Source organism: Pantoea sp. SJZ147, from assembly GCF_007828605.1.
In the GTDB taxonomy this organism is placed as follows: Bacteria; Pseudomonadota; Gammaproteobacteria; order Enterobacterales; family Enterobacteriaceae; genus Pantoea; species Pantoea allii.
Genome location: NZ_VIVB01000017.1, coordinates 90930 through 111851 on the forward strand (window position 1 = coordinate 90930; position 20922 = coordinate 111851).

A 20922-nucleotide genomic window follows, 5' to 3' on the forward strand; every position below is an offset into this window, starting at 1 on the left:
CGGCGGGTTAACAGCCCGCCGTTTGATTAACGCTGTTGCGCATAGCGTGGCGGTTTGTCTGTTGCGCCGCGACGCATAACCCGATCCAGCACTTCCGCTTCCAGCTCTGCCAGACGCGCTGAACCCCGTCGCCGGGGGCGGGGCAGATCGACCAGCAAATCCAGTCCTATCTGACCTTCCTCTATCAGTAACACCCGATCAGCCATCGCGACTGCTTCACTGACATCATGGGTAACCAACAGAACCGTAAAGTGGTACTGCTGCCAGAGCGATTCGATCAGCTCCTGCATCTCGATCCGCGTTAAGGCATCCAGCGCCCCCAGCGGCTCATCCAGTAGCAGCAGGCCGGGACGGTGAATCAGCGCCCGAGCCAGCGCCACACGCTGTTTCTGACCACCGGAGAGCGCGGCAGGCCACTCGTGTGCTCTGTCAGCCAGTCCGACAGCCTCCAGCGCGTCACGTGCGGCCTCACGCCATGCGTTGCCACGCAGACCCAGCGAGACATTATCAATGACTTTTTTCCACGGCAGCAGTCGGGCATCCTGAAACATCAACCGGGTTTCGTCGCGCGCAGTCTGCAGCGGCGCATTACCTGCCAGCAGTTGACCCTGGGTGCTGTTTTCCAGCCCGGCCAGCAGGCGCAGCAGGGTGCTTTTACCACAGCCGCTGCGGCCCACTACGGCAACAAACTGGCCGGAAGGAATATGCAGGTCGATGTGATTCAGAATGGTGCGCTCGCCGTACTTCTTACTGACGCCCTTCACACCGACGGGCGTACCCGCGTTGAGACGCGCCGGGATAGCGGAGTTAATCATGCGGTTTGCTCCTTACGTTGATAAGCCGGATGCCAGCGTAACCAGACACGCTCCAGCAGTAATGCGCTGACATCAGCCAGTTTTCCCAGCAGGGCATAAAGAATGATGGCAACCATCACCACATCCGTTTGCAGAAATTCACGGGCGTTCATTGCCAGATAGCCAATACCGGCGTTAGCCGAAATCGTCTCGGCCACAATCAGCGTTAGCCACATTAATCCCAGTCCAAAGCGCACGCCTACCATGATGCTCGGTAACGCGCCGGGTAAGATCACCTGAACAAACAGGCTCCAGCCGGATAGACCGTAGCTGCGCGCCATTTCAACCAGACCTGGGTCCACGTTGCGAATACCGTGGTAGGTATTCAGGTAAATAGGGAACAGCGTGCCCAGCGCCACCAGAAAAATTTTGGCGGATTCATCGATGCCAAACCACAGGATAACCAGTGGGATTAGCGCCAGATGGGGCACGTTGCGTAACATTTGTAGTGAGGTATCCAGCAGGCGCTCACCCAGCCGCGAGGTGCCGGTGATCAATCCCAGCAGCAAACCGAGTGAACCGCCAATGCTGAAGCCAAGCAATGCCCGCCAACTGCTGATGGCGAGATGCTGCCAGAGCTCGCCACTGGCGGCCAACTGCCAGAAGGTGGTCACAATCTTTTCCGGTGCTGGCAGAATACGCGTAGACAGCCAGCCGGTCTGTGATGCAATTTGCCAGACCACCACCAGTAACACCGGCAGCAGCCAGGGCACCAGCGCCGCTGAGAATGATTTACGTAGTCTGGTCATCGTTATCTCCTCAGGCCCGGGCGGCTTTTTTCTCAGGCGTAAAATCATTCGCAACGGCTTCACCGTGCGCCTGAACCACCCGCGGTTGCGGGACCTGAGGAATATTCAGATCCAGATGAGGAAACAGCAGCTCACCGACGCGATAAGCTTCCTCCAGATGCGGATATCCCGACAGGATAAAGGTTTCAATGCCCAGGGCTTCATACTCTTTCATCCGTGCCGCCACGGTAGGCGCATCGCCAACGAGCGCCGTGCCTGCGCCACTACGCACCAGTCCGACGCCGGCCCAGAGGTTAGGGCTGATCTCCAGCTTATCGCGGCGTCCGCCGTGCAGAGCAGCCATGCGCTGTTGACCCACCGAGTCGGTGCGTTGGAAGGCGCTTTGTGCTTTGGCGATGGTGGCATCATCCACGTTGGCGATCAGCTTGTCGGCTGCCTGCCAGGCTTCCTCATTGGTTTCACGCACGATCACGTGAAGGCGAATACCAAACCGAACCTGTCGCCCCTGTGCTGCGGCTTTCGCCCGCACTTGCTCAATTTTCTCTTTAACCAGGGCAGGTGGTTCACCCCAGGTGAGGTAAACATCGACCTGTTCGGCGGCAAGATCCTGAGCGGGCTCTGAAGAACCCCCGAACCACAGCGGCGGACGGGGCTGCTGTACTGGCTTAAACATCAGACGAGCGCCTCGCACATGAACGTGCTTGCCTTCGTAATCCACCGTTTCGCCTTCCAGCACGCGCCGCCAGACGCGGGTAAACTCGGCCGATTCAGCATAGCGCTCGCGGTGATCGAGAAATACGCCATCACCAGCCAGCTCCTCGGGATCGCCCCCGGTCACCAGGTTGAACAGCGCGCGTCCGTTGGAAAGGCGATCGAGCGTTGCGGCCTGACGCGCAGCCTGGGTGGGCGAAATGACACCGGGACGCAGGGCCACCAGAAAACGCAGACGCTGAGTCACAGGGATTAACGATGCCGCCACCAGCCAGGCATCTTCACAGGAGCGGCCCGTCGGGATCAGAACGCCACCAAAGCCCAGCCGGTCGGCAGCCTGTGCCACCTGTTGTAAATAAGCATGGTCAACCGGGCGAGCGCCTTCAGCTGTGCCAAGGTAATGTCCGTCACCATGGGTTGGCAGGAACCAAAATACGGAAACACTCATTTTTCTCTCCTTATTGCGTTACGGCATGGGGATGCCAGATGCGCTCGGCAATCGATACTTTCACGGGAATCAGATGATTGGCATAAAACAGATCGGCGGTTTTCTGCTGCAAAGCGACCGTGTGCGCACTCACCGGGCTGACCGGGCTGGGCGGGCGATGGTCCAGGTTGCTGGCAATGACGGCCTCAGGCAGACCGATCGATGTAGAAAGCAGACGAATACTCTGATCGCGTTCGCTACGCGTCAGCGCTTCTGCGTCACTGAAGGCTTTTAACGTCGCTAAGACGAAGTCATTGTGGTCCTGTGCAAAACTGCGCGTCGCAAGGTAGAACGGCCCGGTTTGATTCAGCGTGGTGCCGTCTTTCAATACGCGGACATTACCCTGCAGCAGGACGGCGGAATAATAGGGGTCCCATATCGCCCAGGCGTCAACGTTGCCCTGCTGGAAGGCTGCTCGGGCATCAGCAGGCGTCAGATAAACCGGCTGAATATCCTTGAAACTCAAACCCGCTTCTTCCAGCGCGCGCAATAGCAAGTTATGGGAACTGGAGCCTTTCTGAAAGGCCACCTTTTTGCCTTTCAAATCGGCAACGGATTTTAACGGGCTGTTTTGGCTGACCAGAATAACCTCAGCTTTGGGCTTCGGCGGTTCGGAGCCGATATACAGTAAGTCTGCTCCTGCGGCCTGTGCGAAGATCGGTGGGATATCGCCGGTACTGCCAATATCGATGCTGTCCACGTTCAGCGCTTCCAGCATTTGCGGTCCGGCCGGAAATTCAATCCACTGAATTGTCGTGTGGGGGAAACGCGTCTCCAGCAGGCGATGTTCTTTTGCCAGCACCATACTGACCGACCCCTTTTGATAGCCGATGCGAACCTGAGCGGGCGGCGCTTCTGCGGCGTCAACCTGTGCCCCTGCTACAAACATCCCTGCCATTAACCACGCGCTGACTATTCGTTTCATCTCTGTATCCTTACACGGCCAGGGCAACGGGCTGATGACGTCGTGACAACGCCAGCCAGAACGATTGCACCGCTTCGTCCAGACGGCTTGCCAGCACCGGGTCCAGTTCTGGCTGGCGGTCGTAATGTTTGATTTGATTATCTTCGGCGTAAACCCCGTGAAGCACTTCTTCAGCTTTAAGGGCATTTAAAACTGGCTTAAGCGCGTAATCCAGGGCCAGCATATGACCGGCGCTTCCACCACTGGCCAACGGGAGCACCACTTTATGAGCCAGCGCGCGTTCAGGTAACAGGTCGAGAACGGTTTTTAGCGCCCCCGAAAAAGAGGCTTTATAGACAGGCGTGGCAATGACCAGGCCATCAGCCTGAGCCAGATCTTCGCTCAGGGCTAAAAGCGCCGGGGAGTCAAAGCGTGCATTGATCAGATCGTCAGGTTGAAAGTTATGGATGTTCCACGGAATGACCTCAACGCCGGATGCTTCCAGTTTGCGCTGGCATAGCGCTAACAACGACGTGGACCGTGAAGGAAACCGCGGACTACCTGCCAGGGTAAGCACTCTCATTTACGACTCCTTATAACTGAAAGTTATTGATTATCTTTTGTTGAGAACTGAGGCTTTCATCCTGGCAGAGGCAACGGCAGGGCTTAAATGATTTTTCTGACAATCTAAAGGTAAAAATTGCAAAAGGATTTCAGATAAAAACGTCAGGACTGAGAGATAAAACCGATACGACAAATCTTAAAAAAAGCAGGGAAGGTGCATTGATACATTAATCCGGGTGAATAAACGCCATGAAACCCCCGGAATCCGTACATTTGGTTACTTGAATATCAAAATAATGAAACAAAGGAATGAAACGAAAAACGGTGTTGTTGTTTTTTACGCGATACAAAAAAAGAAAGGGTAAAAAATGTCGATGATTCAACGTGATTTCGTTTGGCTCCCGGCGAAGTATTAGGATTAGTTGCATGGAAGGGATGGGGATTACGGGCATTTTACATGAATTTTTTAACGGTAATTCATGTTTGGTTACAGATAGCGCAGCCAAAACGTCCTGATGAGATAATGATTTCTAAATGATTTCTAAACAGGGACGTGATTATCTGTCAGTTATTCTTTAGAACCGCTAACGATGTTTTTTTTGATCGCCTTTTCCTGCCGACATTGAGACAGGCATTTTATTGATTCAGGCAGTAAAATGTCTCTGCTCAATGTAAGCGCCTGTTATTTTAAAAATTACTATTCGCCCTTGGTCAGTGCCTGTCTCAGGCTGGTGGATTTTATTTGTCATTTTCTAACAGCAGAGAAATCTCGTATGTCTGACATCCTGTTATCGGTCATTATTCCCACTTACAATGTGGAAAAATATATTGTCGAATGCGTTGATTCATTATTACGGCAAATTAGCGCGCCAAACGAAATTATCATTGTTAACGACAGCTCTACCGATGGAACGGTAGCCTTAGTTGAACAGCACTATAGTCATCTTCCGCAGGTGAAAATGATCACAATAGCCAATGGCGGTGCAGGCAATGCGCGCGATAAAGGCGTAGAAGTGGCGCAAGGGCAGTTCGTTTTCTTTTGCGATCCTGATGATGTGGTGGCGGACGGATTAGTGAGTGAGCTTACTCAGGTCGTCGAAAATTATCCGGATACCGATTTATTTTGTTTTAATTCCAGCGCGTACCGGGAAGATAAACCGCACATCACCTGGCCTAAGGTCAGGCACAGCCTGTCTGGCATTCAGCGGCCACAGGATGTGCTGTTAGCGTTGCTTCATAACGGCTCCTATACCTCTGCAGCCTGGAATTACGTGCTGAGAAAAACCGTTATCCAGCAGCATCATTTGCGCTTTGTCGATCGCGTGCATGAAGATCATAATTTTACCTTATCGGTATTTATGAAATGCAAACAGGCATGGGTAACCCAGCAGACGTATTACAAACAGCGCATACGTAGTGGGTCGCTGACCAACAGCAGTAAAAGTCCTACTTTTTTCTTTCAGCGCTACAATGCTTTTATTGCCACTTTCAACACCTTGTGCAGTTCACGGGCAGAAAGTGAATTAAAGAAGGCGCTGGAAAAAGCCTACCTTATTCACTCTTTTCGTTTAATGATCTATCTGTCGCTCTACAACCAAACGCCGGTACCGGAATATGTGCTGAATGCGATTCGTTATCTGGGCCGCCGAATTAAAGCCAGCAGCCTTAAAGAATGGCTGCTGTTAAACAGTCCGGAAACCTTCATTTTATTGCAAAGCCATAAAGTGAAAAAAGAACTCAAACGCGTTCCGTAATTCCTAAAAGTGGACCCTGATGTTGTTTGCACCTGAACGAAATGCGAAGGTGAGACATGCAATGTGTATAAGGTTGTTGTGACATGGCAAAAGTGCTCGACAAAAGTTTAGTAGTCAATATCTTATCTTTACTGGCCTACCGGGGAGCCTCCTTCCTGTTTCCGTTGGCGACCTTACCCTATCTGGCGCGTGTGCTTGGGGTGGATCATATGGGGATTCTGGCGCTGGCGATTGCCTGCGTCCTTTACTGCAGTACCATCTCTGACTGGGGATTCAATGTTTTTACCACCAAGGACATTGCCCATCACCGGGACGATAAAACACGTGTTACCCAGCTTTTCTGGTCGACCTTCAACGCCAAGCTGATGCTGCTGCTGGTGACCAGCGGCACGTTACTCACGGCGACCTGGTTTAATCCGTCCTGGCATTCTCTGTTCTTCATTATCCTGGCTAACTGCACCACCTTAATCGGCTCTCTGTTTTCATTCGGCTGGTTAATGCAGGGATTCGAAAAGCTGGGCAAAACGGCTGTCATCGCGACCTTTGGTAATTTCTGTGCCATTCCACTGACGTTTTTACTGGTGAAAACGCCAGAGGATACCTGGCTGGCTGCCCTGATACCGGGTGCGGTGTCGATTATCAACGCCATCATCACGCTGAAATTTGTGTTGGAAATGAAGGTGATTGGCGCGTATCGCTTTGAGCCACGCGAAATCAAACAGCGCATCACCGACAGTGCGGATGTGTTTATTGCTATCGCGGGCGCCAATCTGTTTAACAGTGTTAACGTCGTGATTCTGGCTTCTTTTACCTCCCATTACATGGTGGGGATCTACAACGGTGCGGATCGGTTACGCAAGGCCGCGAACTCGGTGCCAGAGCAGATTGGTAGCGCGTTTTTCCCCCGCGTCAGTCACCTGTTTGGCCGCGACAAAGCGGCGGCGGTTGCAGCAACACGGAAAAGCCTGATGCTGTCGTTTGCGCTGAGCCTGGCTATCGTGATCTTTACCTGGCTGTTTGCCGATCAGGTTGTCGCGTTGCTGTTAGGTAAAGACTTCCTGCCCTCAGCCGATGTGCTGCGCGTCTTTGTACTCTGCTTCCTGTTTGGCAATATCGCGTATCCGGCGGGCCTGCAGATTTTGATCCCCCATGGGCTGGCACGGCAACGCATGATGGTGATGATGGTCGCGGGCGTGATTAACGTCCCGGTTTGCTGCCTGCTGGCGTGGAAATTTGGTGCCGTCGGCGCGGCCTGGTCGATGGTGCTGGCCGAAGTATTGGTCTGCATCGGTATTTTCGGCATCATGGTGCGGCACAAAATCTGGCGTGACTATGCGTTCCCCGACAGGTTGAATTCACGTACAGCAAACGATTCCGTTGTGTAAGATCAAAACTGCTTTAAACAGTCCCCTGGCTTAACGCCCCGCGATTTACTTTTGCGCCAGAGCACCTTACCATTCTGGCGCACAATTTCCTGTGCACTGATTTTCACCATCGCTTCCGTCTTCCAGGAGAGTGCATGTTTTACTCAATTGTCCGACCGGCATTGTTCAGGCTCGATCCTGAACGTGCGCACCATCTCACCTTTCAGCAGCTGCGCTTTATGAGCGGTACGCCGCTGGAAATGTTCATTCGCCAGAATTTACCCTCGCGTCCGGTTAGCTGTATGGGGCTGACGTTCGACAATGCCCTTGGCCTTGCCGCGGGCCTGGATAAGAATGCCGAGTGTATCGATGCATTTGGTGCCATGGGATTCGGCTTTGTTGAAGTGGGAACGGTTACGCCACGCGCTCAGGCGGGCAACGACAAGCCGCGCATGTTTCGCTTAGTCGAAGCAGAAGGGATTATTAACCGCATGGGGTTCAATAACCTCGGTGTCGATAATCTGGTGGAAAACGTGAAAAAATCCCGTTTTAAAGGTGTACTGGGGATCAATATTGGCAAAAATAAAGATACGCCGGTAGAGCAGGGCAAAGATGATTACCTGATCTGCATGGAGAAGGTGTATGCCCATGCGGGTTATATCGCTATCAATATTTCGTCTCCTAATACGCCAGGTTTACGCTCGCTGCAATATGGTGAGGCACTGGACGATCTGCTCTTTTCCATTAAAGCGAAACAAAAAGAGCTGGAAAAACGGCATCTCAAATATGTGCCGGTGGCGGTAAAGATCGCACCGGATCTTTCTGAGGAAGAATTGATCCAGGTGGCTGACAGTTTAATACGGCACCAGATTGATGGCGTTATTGCGACAAATACCACGCTCGATCGGTCGCTGGTAAATGGTCTGAAATATGGCGAAGAAATCGGTGGCTTAAGTGGTCGTCCGGTACAGTCTCGCAGCACCGCCGTCATTCAGCGGCTGTCACAAGAATTACAGGGACGATTGCCAATTATTGGCGTGGGCGGCATTGATTCGCTTACCGCGGCGCGTGAAAAAATAGCGGCAGGCGCCACGCTGGTTCAAATTTATTCTGGTTTTATTTATAAAGGGCCGGGCTTAATTAAAGATATCGTGAGCCATATCTAAGACATTCGTCATAATAATGCGCTGGGGGGTTTATTTATCCCTCCGGCTCGTTTATATTTTGTCCTGTTGCACGATTTTTCAGCATTCATTTTTATTTGATGGATTTTTTGCTTTTAGCGTAGCGGTAAATACAGGGCACATGATGAAAATTAAACCCGATGACAAATGGCGTTGGTATTACGACGCAGAGCACGACCGAATGATGCTCGATCTGGCTGACGGTATGCTTTTTCGTTCCCGCTATGCACGTAAAATGCTGACGCCGGATGCTTTCACCGAATCCGGATTTTGTGTTGATGATGCTGCACTCTATTTCACGTTTGAAGAGAAATGTCGTCAAAGCCCGCTCAACAGCGATCAACGCGCTGAACTGGTATTAAATGCGCTGGTTGCTGCGCGTTTTCTGAAACCCCTGATGCCAAAAAGCTGGCATTTCTCGGCGCACCGTCAGTCAATGCAGCCCGCTGTGGGCGAAATGGTCGAGGTCACGCTGGCTGAAAATGGCGAACAGGCGCGTCTGCTGGTGGTCGAAAATGGCGACAACGCCGCGCTCTGCTTGCTGGCACAGCCCGCACTGACGCTGGCGGGCAAGGGAATGGTTCTTGGCGATGCGATTAAAGTGATGAACGATCGGCTGCAACCCCACAAGCAGGAAAAAGCCACGCGCTATGCGCGCGCGGTGTAACTCATACCACGTCGATATCACCCGCCGGAATACAGCTGCAACTCAATATAGTGCCATCATCACGGATGGCGCTCTGCTTTAAGGCTTTTACCTTTCCCGCAACCAGCGTTATTTTACAACTGCCGCACAGGCCAGCCCGACACGAATAAGGAATGCGGAAGCCCTGCGCTTCGAGCTGCTCAAGTAAAACCTGCTGATTGTCGCCGCTGAAGCGCTGGCCCTGCCAGATAATCGTGACCTGCTGGGGCGCTTGCCGTTGCGGCTTGAGCGTTTCGACCACCTCTCCCGGTCCGTACGCGCGCGGCGGCTGGCGTTTGGTTATCCTGACCTCGTCTCCGGCACGAATAATACCGCTGTTGAGCGCAATCAGATTCAGGCCAAAATCAATGTCCCCACTGCCATCCTGCGCCGTTCGAAATCCCTGGAGCGTGGCCAAAGGTTGGCCATCCGGATGTTTCTGGCCGCTTTCAACACCAACCGTGGTAAAAACACAGCGACTGCAAGGCTTAGGAACGGAGAAGTTTACCTGACCGATAGCTATTTCAGCCCAGTTGTCTTCATCCCAGGCGGGTGCACCACTCACCACCAGGTTTGGGCGAAACTGCTCGATCCGCACGCTGGCTGGACAACGCTGCTGTAAATCCTGCCACGACGCGTTGTTCACTACCAGGTAGGGATATCCATCGGCAAAACTCAGTGGCACCTCTGTAAAGCGCTTCACGCGACGTGAGGGCTGCGGCCCGACCCAGCGCAACTGTACCGCTCGTGGAAAAAAACCACTCAGCCACTGGTTAATATTGTCTGGCGCGATGCGTGAGGTAAAGGTGTTGCCCCAGACCTCTGTCGGCTGCTCATCCTGGGTGAAGTCTACGAAACGGATAAGCGACTGGCTGCCGTCGGGCGCTTGTAAAAACAAGCCCTCTGGCGTAATGGCCGGCGTAAACTGCACCATCTCTGGGAACTGACGCGCAGTAATAAAGGTACCGTCAGGTTCGGTCACCATAAAGATACGGTCATAGGTTAACCCGCTGTTGGCAACCCAGGCATGTGATACCTGTAACCCGCGCATGGATTTGACAGGATGGATAAACAGGCGGGAAAGCGTAATCATGAAGGTCTCCAGGAGCAGGCGCGCAAGACAAAAGAAGCTAACTTTATGACATAGGTCTGCGATTCGCTATAATGCGCAACAATTTTCTCAAGAGTAAAAAAGTGACGATATGAATTCTCTGTTTGCCAGCACGGCGCGTGGGCTCGAAGAGCTGTTAAAAAATGAGCTGGACGCGCTGGGCGCGCAGGATTTGCAAGTGGTACAGGGAGGCGTTCACTTCAAAGCCGATGACCGCGTTATGTACCAAAGCCTGATGTGGAGTCGTCTGGCTTCGCGTATTTTGCTGCCCTTGTCTGAGGTTGGCGTTTACAGCGATCTCGATCTCTACCTTGGGGTGCAGGGCATCGACTGGCCAGCCATGTTCGGCAGCGATAAAACCTTTGTCGTGCATTTTAACGGCACCAACGATGAGATTCGCAACAGCCAGTTTGGCGCACTGCGCGTGAAAGATGCGATTGTCGACAGCTTTACCCGCCGTAATCTGGCACGCCCGGACGTCGATCGCGAACAGGCTGATATCCGCATCAACGTGTGGCTTGACGACGATCGCGCCAGCATTGCGCTGGACTTAAGCGGCAGTGCCTTACATCAGCGCGGTTATCGTCAGCAAACCGGACAGGCGCCGCTGAAAGAGAACCTGGCCGCAGCGATTGTGATGCGTTCAGGCTGGCAGCCCACCACGCCGCTTATTGATCCAATGTGTGGTTCCGGGACCTTGCTGATTGAGGCCGCGCTGATAGCCTGCGACCGCGCACCGGGTTTACTGCGTAATCAGTGGGGCTTCACCGCCTGGTCTGGTTTTAACGAAAGCCTGTGGCAAGAGGTTAAGAGCGACGCGCAGGCGCGGGCGCGTGTCGGCACCGCAGCGTGTCAGGCGCGTTTTTTTGGTTATGACAATAACGGCCGGGTGCTGGAGTGGGCAAAATCGAACGCGCGCCGCGCCGGTGTCTTTGAACACTTCACCTTTGCACAACAGGACCTGCTGAAGCTGCAGAATCCCGTTAATTCAGAAACGCTGGGCACGGTACTCAGTAACCCACCTTACGGTGAACGTCTGGAAAGCGAGCCTGCGCTTATTGCCCTGCACAGTCAGCTTGGTCGGTTGATGAAGCAGCATTTTGCTGGCTGGAATTTGTCGCTGTTTAGCGCGTCTCCCGAGCTGCTGAGTTGCCTGCAACTGCGTGCCGACCGTCAGTTCAAAGCCAAAAACGGCCCGCTGGACTGTGTACAGAAAAACTATCAGCTGTCGGCGAGCAGCGCTGAGCGCGGTAATCAGATTGCTGAAGATTACGCGAACCGTCTGCGCAAAAACCTCAAGAAGCTGGATAAGTGGGCGCGTCAGGAAGGCATTGAGTGCTACCGCATTTATGACGCCGATCTGCCGGACTATAATGTGGCCGTGGATCGCTATGCGGACTGGGTGGTCGTGCAGGAATATGCACCACCCAAAACCATCGACGCGAACAAAGCCCGTCAGCGTTTGTTTGATGTGATTAGCGCTACGCTGAGCGTGCTTGAATTGCCATCAAACCGCTTAATCCTTAAGACCCGCGAACGGCAAAAGGGCAAAGCGCAGTATCAAAAGCTGAGCGAGAAGGGCGACTATTTTGAAGTGCAGGAGTTTAACGCCCGTTTCCTGGTGAACCTGACTGACTATCTGGATACCGGATTGTTCCTCGATCACCGCATTGCCCGCAAGATGCTGGGCCAGATGAGCCAAGGCAAAGATTTTCTGAATCTGTTTGCGTACACCGGTTCCGCCAGCGTACATGCGGGTCTGGGCGGCGCGCGCTCCACCACCACCGTGGATATGTCGCGCACGTATCTGGAATGGGCCGAGCGTAACCTGCGGCTCAACGGCCTGACCGGCCGTCAACATCGCCTGCTTCATGCCGACTGCCTGAGCTGGCTGAACGAGAGCGATGAGAATTTCGACCTGATCTTTATCGATCCGCCCACATTTTCCAACTCAAAACGTATGGAAGAGAGTTTCGATGTGCAGCGCGATCATATGATGCTGATGCGTAACCTGAAACGCCTGTTGCGTAAAGGCGGTACCATCATGTTCTCGAATAACAAACGTGGTTTCAAAATGGATCTGGATGGCCTTAAGGCATTGGGGCTCCAGGCTCAGGACATCACTCAGAAAACCCTGTCACAGGATTTTGCGCGTAACCGCCAAATTCATAACTGCTGGCTGATTACTCATGCTGGTAAGGAATAAGTTACATGTCATTAATTAGTATCCACGGCGCTTATCTGTCCTTTAGCGATGCGCCGCTGTTAGACAATACCGAACTGCACATCGAAGAAAATGAGCGCGTGTGTCTGGTGGGCCGTAACGGTGCCGGAAAATCCACATTGATGAAAATCATTAATGGCGAGCAGCCGCTGGATGACGGTCGCATTATTTATGAAACCGATCTGGTCGTGGCACGGCTTCAGCAGGACCCACCGCGGAATATCAGCGGTTCGGTGTATGATTTTGTGGCCGAAGGCGTAGAAGAGCAGGCGGAGCATCTTAAAGCCTACCATGCGATTTCGCATCAGGTGATGGACGATCCGAGTGATAAAAATCTCAACGAGATGGCGCGCCTGCAGGGGATTCTGGATCATCACAATTTGTGGCAGTTGGAAAGCCGTATCATGGACGTGCTGCAGCAGATTGGTCTGTCGCCGGACACCGAACTGTCCTCTTTATCCGGCGGCTGGTTGCGTAAAGCCGCGCTGGGACGTGCGCTGGTCAGTAATCCCCGCGTGCTGATGCTGGATGAGCCAACTAACCACCTTGATATTGAAACGATCGACTGGCTGGAAACTTTCCTGAAAACCTTCAGCGGCAGCATCGTCTTTATCTCTCACGACCGATCTTTTATCCGCAATATGGCCACCCGTATTGTGGATCTGGACCGTGGCAAGCTGGTGTCATGGCCGGGTAACTACGACACCTACCTGGAAGGCAAAGAAGAAGCCTTGCGCGTTGAAGAGATGCAAAACGCCGAGTTTGACCGCAAGCTGGCGCAGGAAGAAGTGTGGATTCGTCAAGGCATCAAGGCGCGTCGTACGCGTAATGAAGGCCGCGTGCGGGCGTTAAAAGCGTTGCGCCGCGAGCGCTCAGAGCGTCGTGAGGTCATGGGCAAAGCCAATATGCAGGTCGGTGAAGCATCACGTTCCGGTAAAATTGTCTTTGAACTGGAAAATGTGGATTACGCCGTGGACGGCAAGCAGCTGGTAAAAGATTTCTCTGCCCAGGTGCAGCGCGGCGACAAGATTGCCCTGATTGGGCCGAACGGTTGTGGGAAAACCACCTTACTGCGTCTGATGCTGCAACAGCTGAAGGCCGATCACGGTCGTGTGCATTCGGGTACCAAGCTTGAGGTCGCCTATTTCGATCAGCACCGTGCCGAACTCGATCCCGATCGGACAGTGATGGACAACCTGGCGGAGGGCAAGCAAGAGGTGTTGGTCAATGGTAAACCGCGCCACGTGCTGGGCTACCTGCAGGACTTCCTGTTCCATCCAAAACGCGCGATGACTCCCGTCAGGGCGCTGTCGGGTGGAGAACGTAACCGCCTGCTGCTGGCGCGTCTGTTCCTGCGCCCCAGTAACCTGATGATTCTTGATGAACCGACCAACGACCTTGATGTGGAAACGCTGGAACTGCTGGAAGAGCTCATCGATGGCTACCAGGGCACCGTGCTGCTGGTCAGCCACGATCGTCAGTTCGTTGACAATACCGTCACCGAGTGCTGGATTTTTGAAGGCAACGGTGAGATAGGGACCTTTGTCGGCGGCTACCATGACGCGCAGCAGCAGCGGGCGGCTTATAAACAGCAAAAGGGACAGGGCTCAGTAAAAGGGGCAAATAGTGCCCTTAAGCCAGCCGATGCTAAAAATGACGCTGCCAAACGTAACGCGAACAAACTAAGCTATAACCTCACGCGTGAACTGGAACAGTTGCCACAAAAACTGGAACAGTTAGAGGCGCGTATTGGCGAGCTGCAGGCCAGGATGAGTCATCCGGATTTTTTCAGTCAGCCACACGATAAAACGCAGCCGGTGTTAGATGAACTGGCTGACGTCGAACAGCAGTTGGAAACCGCTTTTGCGCGTTGGGAAGAGCTGGAATCTATGAGAAACGGCGCATAGCTTAAGGGTCCGGGAATGTGTTCTGCAGAGAAAACGAACGCGTGGATGCTCTGTCCACAGTGCGACTTGATGGTAAAACTGCCGGACATTCCCGTTGGCAGCCGTGCGTCATGTCCGCGCTGCCATACTTCCCTGACCGTGAACTGGTCGGAGCCGCGTAAACGTCCGACCGGGTATGCGCTTGCCGCACTGTTTATGTTGGTGCTCGCCAATCTGTTTCCGTTTATCACCATGAAAGTCGCCGGGCTGTCCAGCCAGATTAGCCTGATGCAAATCCCCAGGGTGATGGTGGCCGATGATTACGCCAGCCTGGCCACGTTGTTCCTGCTGTTTGTCCAGGGCATTCCCGCCTTTTGCATGATCACGATTGTCCTGTTGGTCAATCAGGTCAGGATGCCTGTCAGCCTTAAACTGGGGCTGGCACGAAGTCTTTTCCATATGCGCAACTGGGGCATGGCAGAAATCTTTATGGCTGGCGTGCTGGTCAGTTTCGTGAAGTTAATGGCTTATGGTGAAATCGGTCTCGAAACCAGCTTCTGGCCGTGGTGCCTGTTTTGTCTCTTACAGCTACGGGCATTTCAGTGCCTGGACCGCCGTTGGCTGTGGCAGCACATTGAACCCATGCCGCCTTTGCCTCATGCCCCACAAGCCGGTGTCAGTGGATTAAAACAGGGCCTGCGCTCCTGCCCGTGCTGTACTGCGGTGTTGCCGGTGGCGCAGCGGGAATGTCCGCGCTGTGGCGTGGTTGCCGATGCGCGCCGCAAGCACAGCCTGCAGTGGACGCTGGCCCTGCTGATCACCTCCGTTATGCTTTACATCCCCGCCAATTTGCTGCCGATTATGATTACCGAAACGCTGGGGTCGGCGATGCCATCCAATATTATGGCCGGGGTGATTTTACTCTGGGGCGATGGTTCCTATCCGGTGGCGTTAGTTATTTTTATCGCCAGTATTATGGTCCCGTCCCTGAAAATGCTGGCGATTGGCTGGCTGTGTTGGGATGCCAGCGGGCGCGGGCAGCGTGACAGCCATAAAATGCACCTGATCTATGAGGTGGTTGAATTTGTTGGACGTTGGTCAATGATTGACGTCTTTGTGATTGCTGTGCTCTCGGCGCTGGTGCGTATGGGGCAGTTAATGAAAGTTTACCCGGCATGGGGAGCCGTATTGTTTGCGCTGGTGGTGATTCTGACCATGATTGCAGCAATGACGTTTGACCCGCGCTTAACCTGGGATCGTGCTGGTGAAAAAAACATGAAGGAGCCGCATCTTGACGGAAAATAATCACGGTCATGCCAAAGTGGATCAGATCAAGCGTTGGTCTCCGGTATGGATCGTCCCTATTGTTACGCTGTTAATTGGCGGCTGGATTCTTTTTTATCACTTTAGCCATCAGGGACCGGAAGTCACGTTGATTACCGAGAGCGCCGAGGGCATTGAAGCGGGTAAAACCACCATAAAAAGCCGCAGTGTTAACGTGGGTGTGGTTGAAAGTGCGGTACTGACTGACGATCTTCACCATGTTGAGATTAAAGCCCGACTGAATGCCGGTATGGAAAAGCTGCTACACAGCGACAGCGCGTTTTGGGTGGTCAAACCCCAGGTCGGTCGCGAAGGCATTACCGGTTTAGGCACACTGCTGTCCGGGGCATATATTGAGCTCCAGCCGGGTACCAAAAAAGAACCCCTGGATCAGTACACCTTGCTGGATGCGCCACCTTTAGCGCCGCCTGATGCGAAGGGCATCCGCATTATCCTCGACAGTAAAAAAGCGGGACAGCTTAACGCGGGTGATCCGGTGCTGTTCCGGGGCTATCGTGTTGGCACCGTTGAAACCAGCAGTTTTGATACCGATAAACGCATGATGACCTATCAGCTGTTTATCGCCGCCCCTTACGACCGCCTGGTGACCACCAATGTGCGCTTCTGGAAAGACAGCGGCATTGCCGTTGATATGTCGGCGTCAGGCATGCGGGTTGAAATGGGATCGCTGACCACGCTGTTCAGCGGCGGGGTCAGCTTTGATGTGCCAGATGGCTGGGATTTAGGTAAAGCGGCCCAGAATCATGCGGATTATCATCTGTTTGACGATCAACGCAGTATTCAGGACTCTCTGTATACCACGCATATTGACTATTTATTGTTCTTCTCGGATTCGATTCGCGGGCTGCAGGTCGGTGCGCCGGTGGAATTCCGCGGCATTCGTCTGGGTACGGTTTCAGAGGTGCCGTTTATGAATGCAGGCACTGCGCAGGCGCTGAATAACGACTATCGCGTGCCGGTGTTGATTCGCATTGAACCTGACCGTTTCATTAGCCGTCTGGGTGAAAACTTCGACATTGAACAGCATCTCCAGGATGGTAAGAAACACGGCCTGCGCGCCACGTTGAAGACCGGCAACCTGTTATCTGGCGCGCTGTTTGTCGATATCGACTTCTATGACAATGCACCGGTGTATAAAGGCCCGGATAAAGTGGCGGGTTATGAAGTGATCCCGACGGTGAGCGGCGGCTTGAGCCAGATTCAGCAGAAACTGATGGCTGCGCTGGATAAAATTAACGGTTTACCGCTAAACAATATGGTGTCGGAAGCAACCGGAACGCTGAAGGAGAGCCAGAAAACCCTGCGCGATCTGCAACGTACCATTGATAACATCAACGTCGTTACCAGCAGTCCGGCGATGAAAACGCTGCCTGAAGAGACCCAGCAGACGCTACGTGAGCTCAACCGCAGTATGAAAGGATTGCAGCCAGGTTCACCTGCCTACAGCAAGCTGGTGGGCGATATGCAACGGCTTGATCAGGTGCTGCGTGAACTGCAGCCAGTGCTGAAGACGCTAAATGCCAAAAGTAATGCGTTAGTGTTTGAAGCAAAACCGGGACAGGATCCCCAGCCGAAGAGGGCGAAACAATGAAAAAAGGACTCGTTTTTTTGGCCGCTCTCGCACTGAGTGCCTGTAGCAGCACGGTGAATACCACTTACTATCAGCTGCCCTCAGGGGCAGCCTCGATGCAGGTGATCAGCAGTGAGGCAAACGCACAGCCGACATTGTGGGTGCAGCAGGTGGTCGTACCGGATTATCTGGCGGGTAACGGCCTGGTTTATCAAACCAGTGACGTAAAATACGTTATAGCCGCCAATAATTTGTGGGCCAGTCCGCTTGATCAGCAGCTTCAGCAAACGTTAATTACCAATCTCACCAAAGCCTTGCCGGGTCGTCTGGTCACTCAGACGTTAATCGGGCAAGAACACGATACGCTGAACGTGACGGTGAACGACTTCCAGGGCAGGTATGACGGCAAGGTGGTGATTAGCGGGCAGTGGACGCTGGAACATCAGGGACGCTTCACAAAGCAAGCGTTCAGTCTGGTACTGCCACAGCGAGAAGATGGCTATGATGCATTAGTCAAAACGCTTGCCCAGGGCTGGCAGCAGATAGCTCAACAGATTGCGCGTAACGCTGCCACTGCACACTCAGCGGGGACGGGCTTTTAGTTAACTTATTGTTTCGAATCGTATAAGTTTTTTGACGTTATCAAAGGTTTCTATATAAATCATACGGATAAAGCAATAGGCTTACATCACGAAACAGAAAATTTATGTCCGGTTCAGGTCACATTTGTGACATTGGCGTGAAGATTGCGCATTGATCTTTTCATACAGAGCGAGTAAAACAAAAGGGTGGCTGAACATTTATTAGCCATCTTTTTCTTTCCACCAGATTCCACATACCTTACATGAGGGACACGGAGTATGAAGAGACAGAAACGAGACCGCCTTGAGCGCGCCCATTCACGTGGTTATCAAGCTGGCATTACAGGACGCTCTAAAGAGATGTGTCCGTATCAAATGATAGACGCTAAGTCTCACTGGTTGGGAGGTTGGCGACAAGCCATGGAGGACAGGTCGGCTGCTGCGTAGCCGGATGTCACTGAAAAGGGATATAACCTCCGCATCAAGCGGAGGTTTTCATTTCTGCGGGGAACGTATCAGAATGCTGCGGTATCTTTGAACAGACCCACTTTCAAATCGCTGGCGGTATAAATGAGATTACCATCAACCAGCACTTCACCATCGGCAACGCCCATCACCAGCTTACGGTTAATGACACGTTTGAAGTGAATGCGATACGTCACCTTTTTTGCTTCTGGCAGAACCTGGCCGGTGAATTTTACTTCGCCTACACCCAGCGCACGACCTTTGCCTTCGCCACCCAGCCAGCCGAGATAAAAGCCCACCAGCTGCCACATTGCATCAAGACCCAGGCAACCAGGCATAACCGGATCGCCAATAAAGTGGCAACCAAAGAACCACAGGTCCGGATTGATATCCAGCTCAGCTTCCACGAAGCCTTTATCGTATTTACCACCGTCTTCCGTCATTTTGACCACGCGGTCCATCATCAGCATATTGCCGGATGGAAGCGGCGGACCATTTTCGCCGAACAGTTCACCGCGACCAGACAGGATCAGGTCTTCTTTGGTATAGGATTCGCGTTTATCTACCATGTTCTCAATAAGCCTTCTTTTAGTGAATCTCGAATATTAGCGAACAGTTGTATGCTGAGCAAATGGGATTAGCGGTGGTTAAACCAGTTAAGCCATCGCAGCGGCCAGAATCGTGGTGAAGGCTCTGGTTGATTCATCTGACTGATGCGCTCCTGAATCGTACGCAGCAGACATTCGCCTTCGCCATCTTCCGTATTCCATATTTTACCTGTCAGCAGAGGCAGCGCTTCATCAGCACGATCGATTGCCCAGATATGAAAACGTCCCTCTTCGACCGCGCTAACCACCTGCTGGTTCAGACTGAGGTGACGAACGTTACAGGCAGGAATAATGACGCCCTGCTGTCCGGTCAGCTCACGCTGATGGCAGATATCGAAAAACCCTTCGATCTTTTCATTCAGTCCGCCAACCGGTTGCACATTACCAAACTGATCGACCGAGCCGGTGACCGCAACCTGCTGATTCAAGGGCTCGCTGGCAAGGGCGCTAATCAAGGCGCACAGTTCTGCCAGCGACGCGCTGTCGCCATCCACTTCGGAATAAGATTGTTCAAACACCAGTGACGCTGAAAACGGCAGTTGCTGATCAAGCTCCAGTTCAGCAATCAGGTAGGCCTGCATAATCATCATGCCTTTAGCATGAATATTGCCACCTAGCTCCGCTTTGCGTTCGACATCGGTAAATTCACCGTCACCGGGATGCACCACGCAGGTAATACGGCAGGGATCGCCCCAGGCACGCGGATGACCGGGATATTCCACCACTGACAGGCCGTTTATCTGACCAACGACTTCACCTTCTGTTTCGACCAAAATTTGGCGCTGCAGAATCTCATCACGCAAACGTTCGTTGAGGTAGTTCTCACGCCACAGCCGTGCTTCCAGCGCGTCACGCAGTGCTTCGGCGCTGAGCGTGTCACCCATCAGGGTGGTTTCACGCAGCTGGCGCAGCAGCCAGCGTGGGCAGAGCGGAAGGGTTTCCTGATCGCCGCTATAACGGACGCCTTCTTTGATCAGTTCTGGCCAGAAGTCTTCATCGGGGACGGCGATATCCGCCTGGCTGGCAAGATCGACTGTCCAGCGACACCATGCGAGCATGTCGTCTTCATCCAGGATCTGAATATTTTCTTCGAATTCAGTGTAAATCGCCATTTCGTGAGCTTCAGCATCCAGCTCCTGAAAATCAGCCAGTGTGTCACGTTCACCGCAGAGCACCAGATTCAGCTGAAGCGGAAGCGGGGGAACGGAAACCGGCAGGGGACGACGTTCGTCCTGCGACAACCACTCAATGTAGCCTTGTTCAATAGACTTTTTCAGCCGCAGCCACAGCAGCGGCTGAGTGAGCAATGCGCGCAGTGAAAGTACCAGTGTTCCGCCGTTAGCACGATGAATAAGGCCCGGCTCAAGCTGAATACGATCTTTGTGCATCCGAACACAGCCAAACAGCGCTTCCTGCTCGATCCAGTCAGCATAGTGAATGCCACCCTGGCTAGTAAACGGGCGCTGGCTGTCGGTTGGCGGCTGCAAGGTAACGTTGTCGGCCATGATGTGGTAGTCACCACCGGACAGTGCTGACGAATGGCCCATAACGCGTTGTGCTGCATCAGCTATCAACGCAAGATAGTCACGGTTTTCCTGGCTGCGAACCAGCAGCAGTGGGAAACCCTGACTTTGATGATGTAAATGGGCCAGCGCGTTCAGCAGTCGGGGCTGTACCGTTGCTAAGGCATCGGTCTCTTCGTCAGCAATTCGGGAGAAAACGGATTGATATTGCGTACTATCCGGCTGTAAGGTTTGCCACGTAAGTTGAGTGCTGGTCAAAATAATCGCATTTGTCTGTTTTGAGAAAAGCGAGATTATACAGGATTCACCTTGCTTAAGCACTGCAGAGTTCAATCAGATGTTGTGACGCTGGCA

The 20922-nt window shown here is 53.1% G+C and carries 18 protein-coding genes; 10 read left to right on the forward strand and 8 right to left on the reverse strand.

Annotated features, from left to right (window positions below; all coding sequences use genetic code 11):
- Positions 1-26: 26 nt before the first annotated feature.
- Genes ssuB through ssuE form a run of 5 tightly spaced genes read right to left on the reverse strand, consistent with a single transcriptional unit; the run spans position 27 to position 4288 of the window.
- On the reverse strand, positions 27-815 hold the full coding sequence (ssuB, locus tag FBY13_RS21435; protein WP_063878964.1) for an aliphatic sulfonates ABC transporter ATP-binding protein: 789 nt from the start codon (positions 813-815) through the stop codon (positions 27-29).
- Positions 812-1603: an aliphatic sulfonate ABC transporter permease SsuC gene (gene ssuC, locus FBY13_RS21440; protein ID WP_063878965.1), complete on the reverse strand. Its 792-nt coding sequence runs from the start codon at positions 1601-1603 to the stop codon at positions 812-814. Before ssuC ends, ssuB begins: the two co-directional genes overlap by 4 nt.
- 10 nt (positions 1604-1613) lie before the next feature.
- On the reverse strand, positions 1614-2762 hold the full coding sequence (ssuD, locus tag FBY13_RS21445; protein WP_145395096.1) for an FMNH2-dependent alkanesulfonate monooxygenase: 1149 nt from the start codon (positions 2760-2762) through the stop codon (positions 1614-1616).
- A 10-nt stretch (positions 2763-2772) separates the two neighbouring features.
- Positions 2773-3726, reverse strand: a complete 954-nt coding sequence (locus tag FBY13_RS21450; protein WP_145395097.1) for a sulfonate ABC transporter substrate-binding protein — start codon at positions 3724-3726, stop codon at positions 2773-2775.
- A gap of 10 nt (positions 3727-3736) precedes the next feature.
- On the reverse strand, positions 3737-4288 hold the full coding sequence (gene ssuE, locus FBY13_RS21455) for an NADPH-dependent FMN reductase (protein WP_063878968.1): 552 nt from the start codon (positions 4286-4288) through the stop codon (positions 3737-3739).
- A 754-nt stretch (positions 4289-5042) separates the two neighbouring features.
- Here ssuE and FBY13_RS21460 point away from each other — a divergent pair.
- The 4 genes from FBY13_RS21460 to FBY13_RS21475 all read left to right on the forward strand — a co-directional run bounded on the left by FBY13_RS21460 (position 5043) and on the right by FBY13_RS21475 (position 9238).
- Entirely contained in the window at positions 5043-6023 is a 981-nt protein-coding gene (locus tag FBY13_RS21460; RefSeq protein ID WP_145395098.1) for a glycosyltransferase, read from the forward strand.
- An 83-nt stretch (positions 6024-6106) separates the two neighbouring features.
- Positions 6107-7408 carry a flippase gene (locus FBY13_RS21465; protein ID WP_063878969.1) on the forward strand — a complete coding sequence of 434 codons (1302 nt, stop codon included), beginning with the start codon at positions 6107-6109 and terminating at the stop codon, positions 7406-7408.
- A gap of 134 nt (positions 7409-7542) precedes the next feature.
- A complete protein-coding gene (gene pyrD / locus FBY13_RS21470; RefSeq protein ID WP_063878970.1) occupies positions 7543-8553 on the forward strand; it encodes a quinone-dependent dihydroorotate dehydrogenase in 1011 nt (336 codons plus the stop codon).
- A 142-nt stretch (positions 8554-8695) separates the two neighbouring features.
- A complete protein-coding gene (locus FBY13_RS21475; protein ID WP_063878971.1) occupies positions 8696-9238 on the forward strand; it encodes a cell division protein ZapC in 543 nt (180 codons plus the stop codon).
- 1 nt (position 9239) lies between these two features.
- On the opposite strand, the gene FBY13_RS21480 is transcribed toward FBY13_RS21475, so the two are convergent.
- Complete coding sequence (locus tag FBY13_RS21480; protein WP_145395099.1) at positions 9240-10349, reverse strand: YcbX family protein; 1110 nt, start codon at positions 10347-10349, stop codon at positions 9240-9242.
- 109 nt (positions 10350-10458) lie between these two features.
- Between FBY13_RS21480 and rlmKL the strand changes: the two genes are divergently transcribed.
- The 6 genes from rlmKL (at position 10459) to rmf (ending at position 18419) form a co-directional block, all read left to right on the forward strand.
- A complete protein-coding gene (gene rlmKL, locus FBY13_RS21485; protein ID WP_096012242.1) occupies positions 10459-12573 on the forward strand; it encodes a bifunctional 23S rRNA (guanine(2069)-N(7))-methyltransferase RlmK/23S rRNA (guanine(2445)-N(2))-methyltransferase RlmL in 2115 nt (704 codons plus the stop codon).
- Between the two features lie 5 nt (positions 12574-12578).
- Positions 12579-14498: an ABC transporter ATP-binding protein gene (locus FBY13_RS21490; protein ID WP_145395100.1), complete on the forward strand. Its 1920-nt coding sequence runs from the start codon at positions 12579-12581 to the stop codon at positions 14496-14498.
- Between the two features lie 15 nt (positions 14499-14513).
- Positions 14514-15782 (forward strand): membrane integrity-associated transporter subunit PqiA, encoded by a 1269-nt coding sequence (gene pqiA, locus FBY13_RS21495; RefSeq protein ID WP_145395101.1) that lies wholly within the window; start codon positions 14514-14516, stop codon positions 15780-15782.
- A complete protein-coding gene (gene pqiB, locus FBY13_RS21500) occupies positions 15769-17412 on the forward strand; it encodes an intermembrane transport protein PqiB (RefSeq protein WP_063878977.1) in 1644 nt (547 codons plus the stop codon). The genes pqiA and pqiB overlap by 14 nt, the downstream gene beginning before the upstream one ends.
- On the forward strand, positions 17409-17993 hold the full coding sequence (gene pqiC, locus FBY13_RS21505; protein ID WP_096012245.1) for a membrane integrity-associated transporter subunit PqiC: 585 nt from the start codon (positions 17409-17411) through the stop codon (positions 17991-17993). The genes pqiB and pqiC overlap by 4 nt, the downstream gene beginning before the upstream one ends.
- A 258-nt stretch (positions 17994-18251) precedes the next feature.
- Positions 18252-18419, forward strand: a complete 168-nt coding sequence (gene rmf / locus FBY13_RS21510; RefSeq protein WP_006118662.1) for a ribosome modulation factor — start codon at positions 18252-18254, stop codon at positions 18417-18419.
- Between the two features lie 68 nt (positions 18420-18487).
- Here rmf and fabA read toward each other — a convergent pair whose 3' ends face one another.
- Together fabA and FBY13_RS21520 are read right to left on the reverse strand one after the other, a co-directional pair.
- Positions 18488-19006: a bifunctional 3-hydroxydecanoyl-ACP dehydratase/trans-2-decenoyl-ACP isomerase gene (gene fabA / locus FBY13_RS21515; RefSeq protein ID WP_008925876.1), complete on the reverse strand. Its 519-nt coding sequence runs from the start codon at positions 19004-19006 to the stop codon at positions 18488-18490.
- Between the two features lie 68 nt (positions 19007-19074).
- Entirely contained in the window at positions 19075-20901 is a 1827-nt protein-coding gene (locus FBY13_RS21520) for a Lon protease family protein (RefSeq protein ID WP_063878980.1), read from the reverse strand.
- Between the last annotated feature and the right edge of the window lie 21 nt (positions 20902-20922).

Coding starts and splice junctions, on each gene's coding strand:
- ssuB (WP_063878964.1), bottom strand. CDS start 815: ATGATTAACTCCGCTATCCCGGCGCGTCTCAACGCGGGTACGCCCGTC.
- ssuC (WP_063878965.1), bottom strand. CDS start 1,603: ATGACCAGACTACGTAAATCATTCTCAGCGGCGCTGGTGCCCTGGCTG.
- ssuD (WP_145395096.1), bottom strand. CDS start 2,762: ATGAGTGTTTCCGTATTTTGGTTCCTGCCAACCCATGGTGACGGACAT.
- FBY13_RS21450 (WP_145395097.1), bottom strand. CDS start 3,726: ATGAAACGAATAGTCAGCGCGTGGTTAATGGCAGGGATGTTTGTAGCA.
- ssuE (WP_063878968.1), bottom strand. CDS start 4,288: ATGAGAGTGCTTACCCTGGCAGGTAGTCCGCGGTTTCCTTCACGGTCC.
- FBY13_RS21460 (WP_145395098.1), top strand. CDS start 5,043: ATGTCTGACATCCTGTTATCGGTCATTATTCCCACTTACAATGTGGAA.
- FBY13_RS21465 (WP_063878969.1), top strand. CDS start 6,107: ATGGCAAAAGTGCTCGACAAAAGTTTAGTAGTCAATATCTTATCTTTA.
- pyrD (WP_063878970.1), top strand. CDS start 7,543: ATGTTTTACTCAATTGTCCGACCGGCATTGTTCAGGCTCGATCCTGAA.
- FBY13_RS21475 (WP_063878971.1), top strand. CDS start 8,696: ATGAAAATTAAACCCGATGACAAATGGCGTTGGTATTACGACGCAGAG.
- FBY13_RS21480 (WP_145395099.1), bottom strand. CDS start 10,349: ATGATTACGCTTTCCCGCCTGTTTATCCATCCTGTCAAATCCATGCGC.
- rlmKL (WP_096012242.1), top strand. CDS start 10,459: ATGAATTCTCTGTTTGCCAGCACGGCGCGTGGGCTCGAAGAGCTGTTA.
- FBY13_RS21490 (WP_145395100.1), top strand. CDS start 12,579: ATGTCATTAATTAGTATCCACGGCGCTTATCTGTCCTTTAGCGATGCG.
- pqiA (WP_145395101.1), top strand. CDS start 14,514: ATGTGTTCTGCAGAGAAAACGAACGCGTGGATGCTCTGTCCACAGTGC.
- pqiC (WP_096012245.1), top strand. CDS start 17,409: ATGAAAAAAGGACTCGTTTTTTTGGCCGCTCTCGCACTGAGTGCCTGT.
- rmf (WP_006118662.1), top strand. CDS start 18,252: ATGAAGAGACAGAAACGAGACCGCCTTGAGCGCGCCCATTCACGTGGT.
- fabA (WP_008925876.1), bottom strand. CDS start 19,006: ATGGTAGATAAACGCGAATCCTATACCAAAGAAGACCTGATCCTGTCT.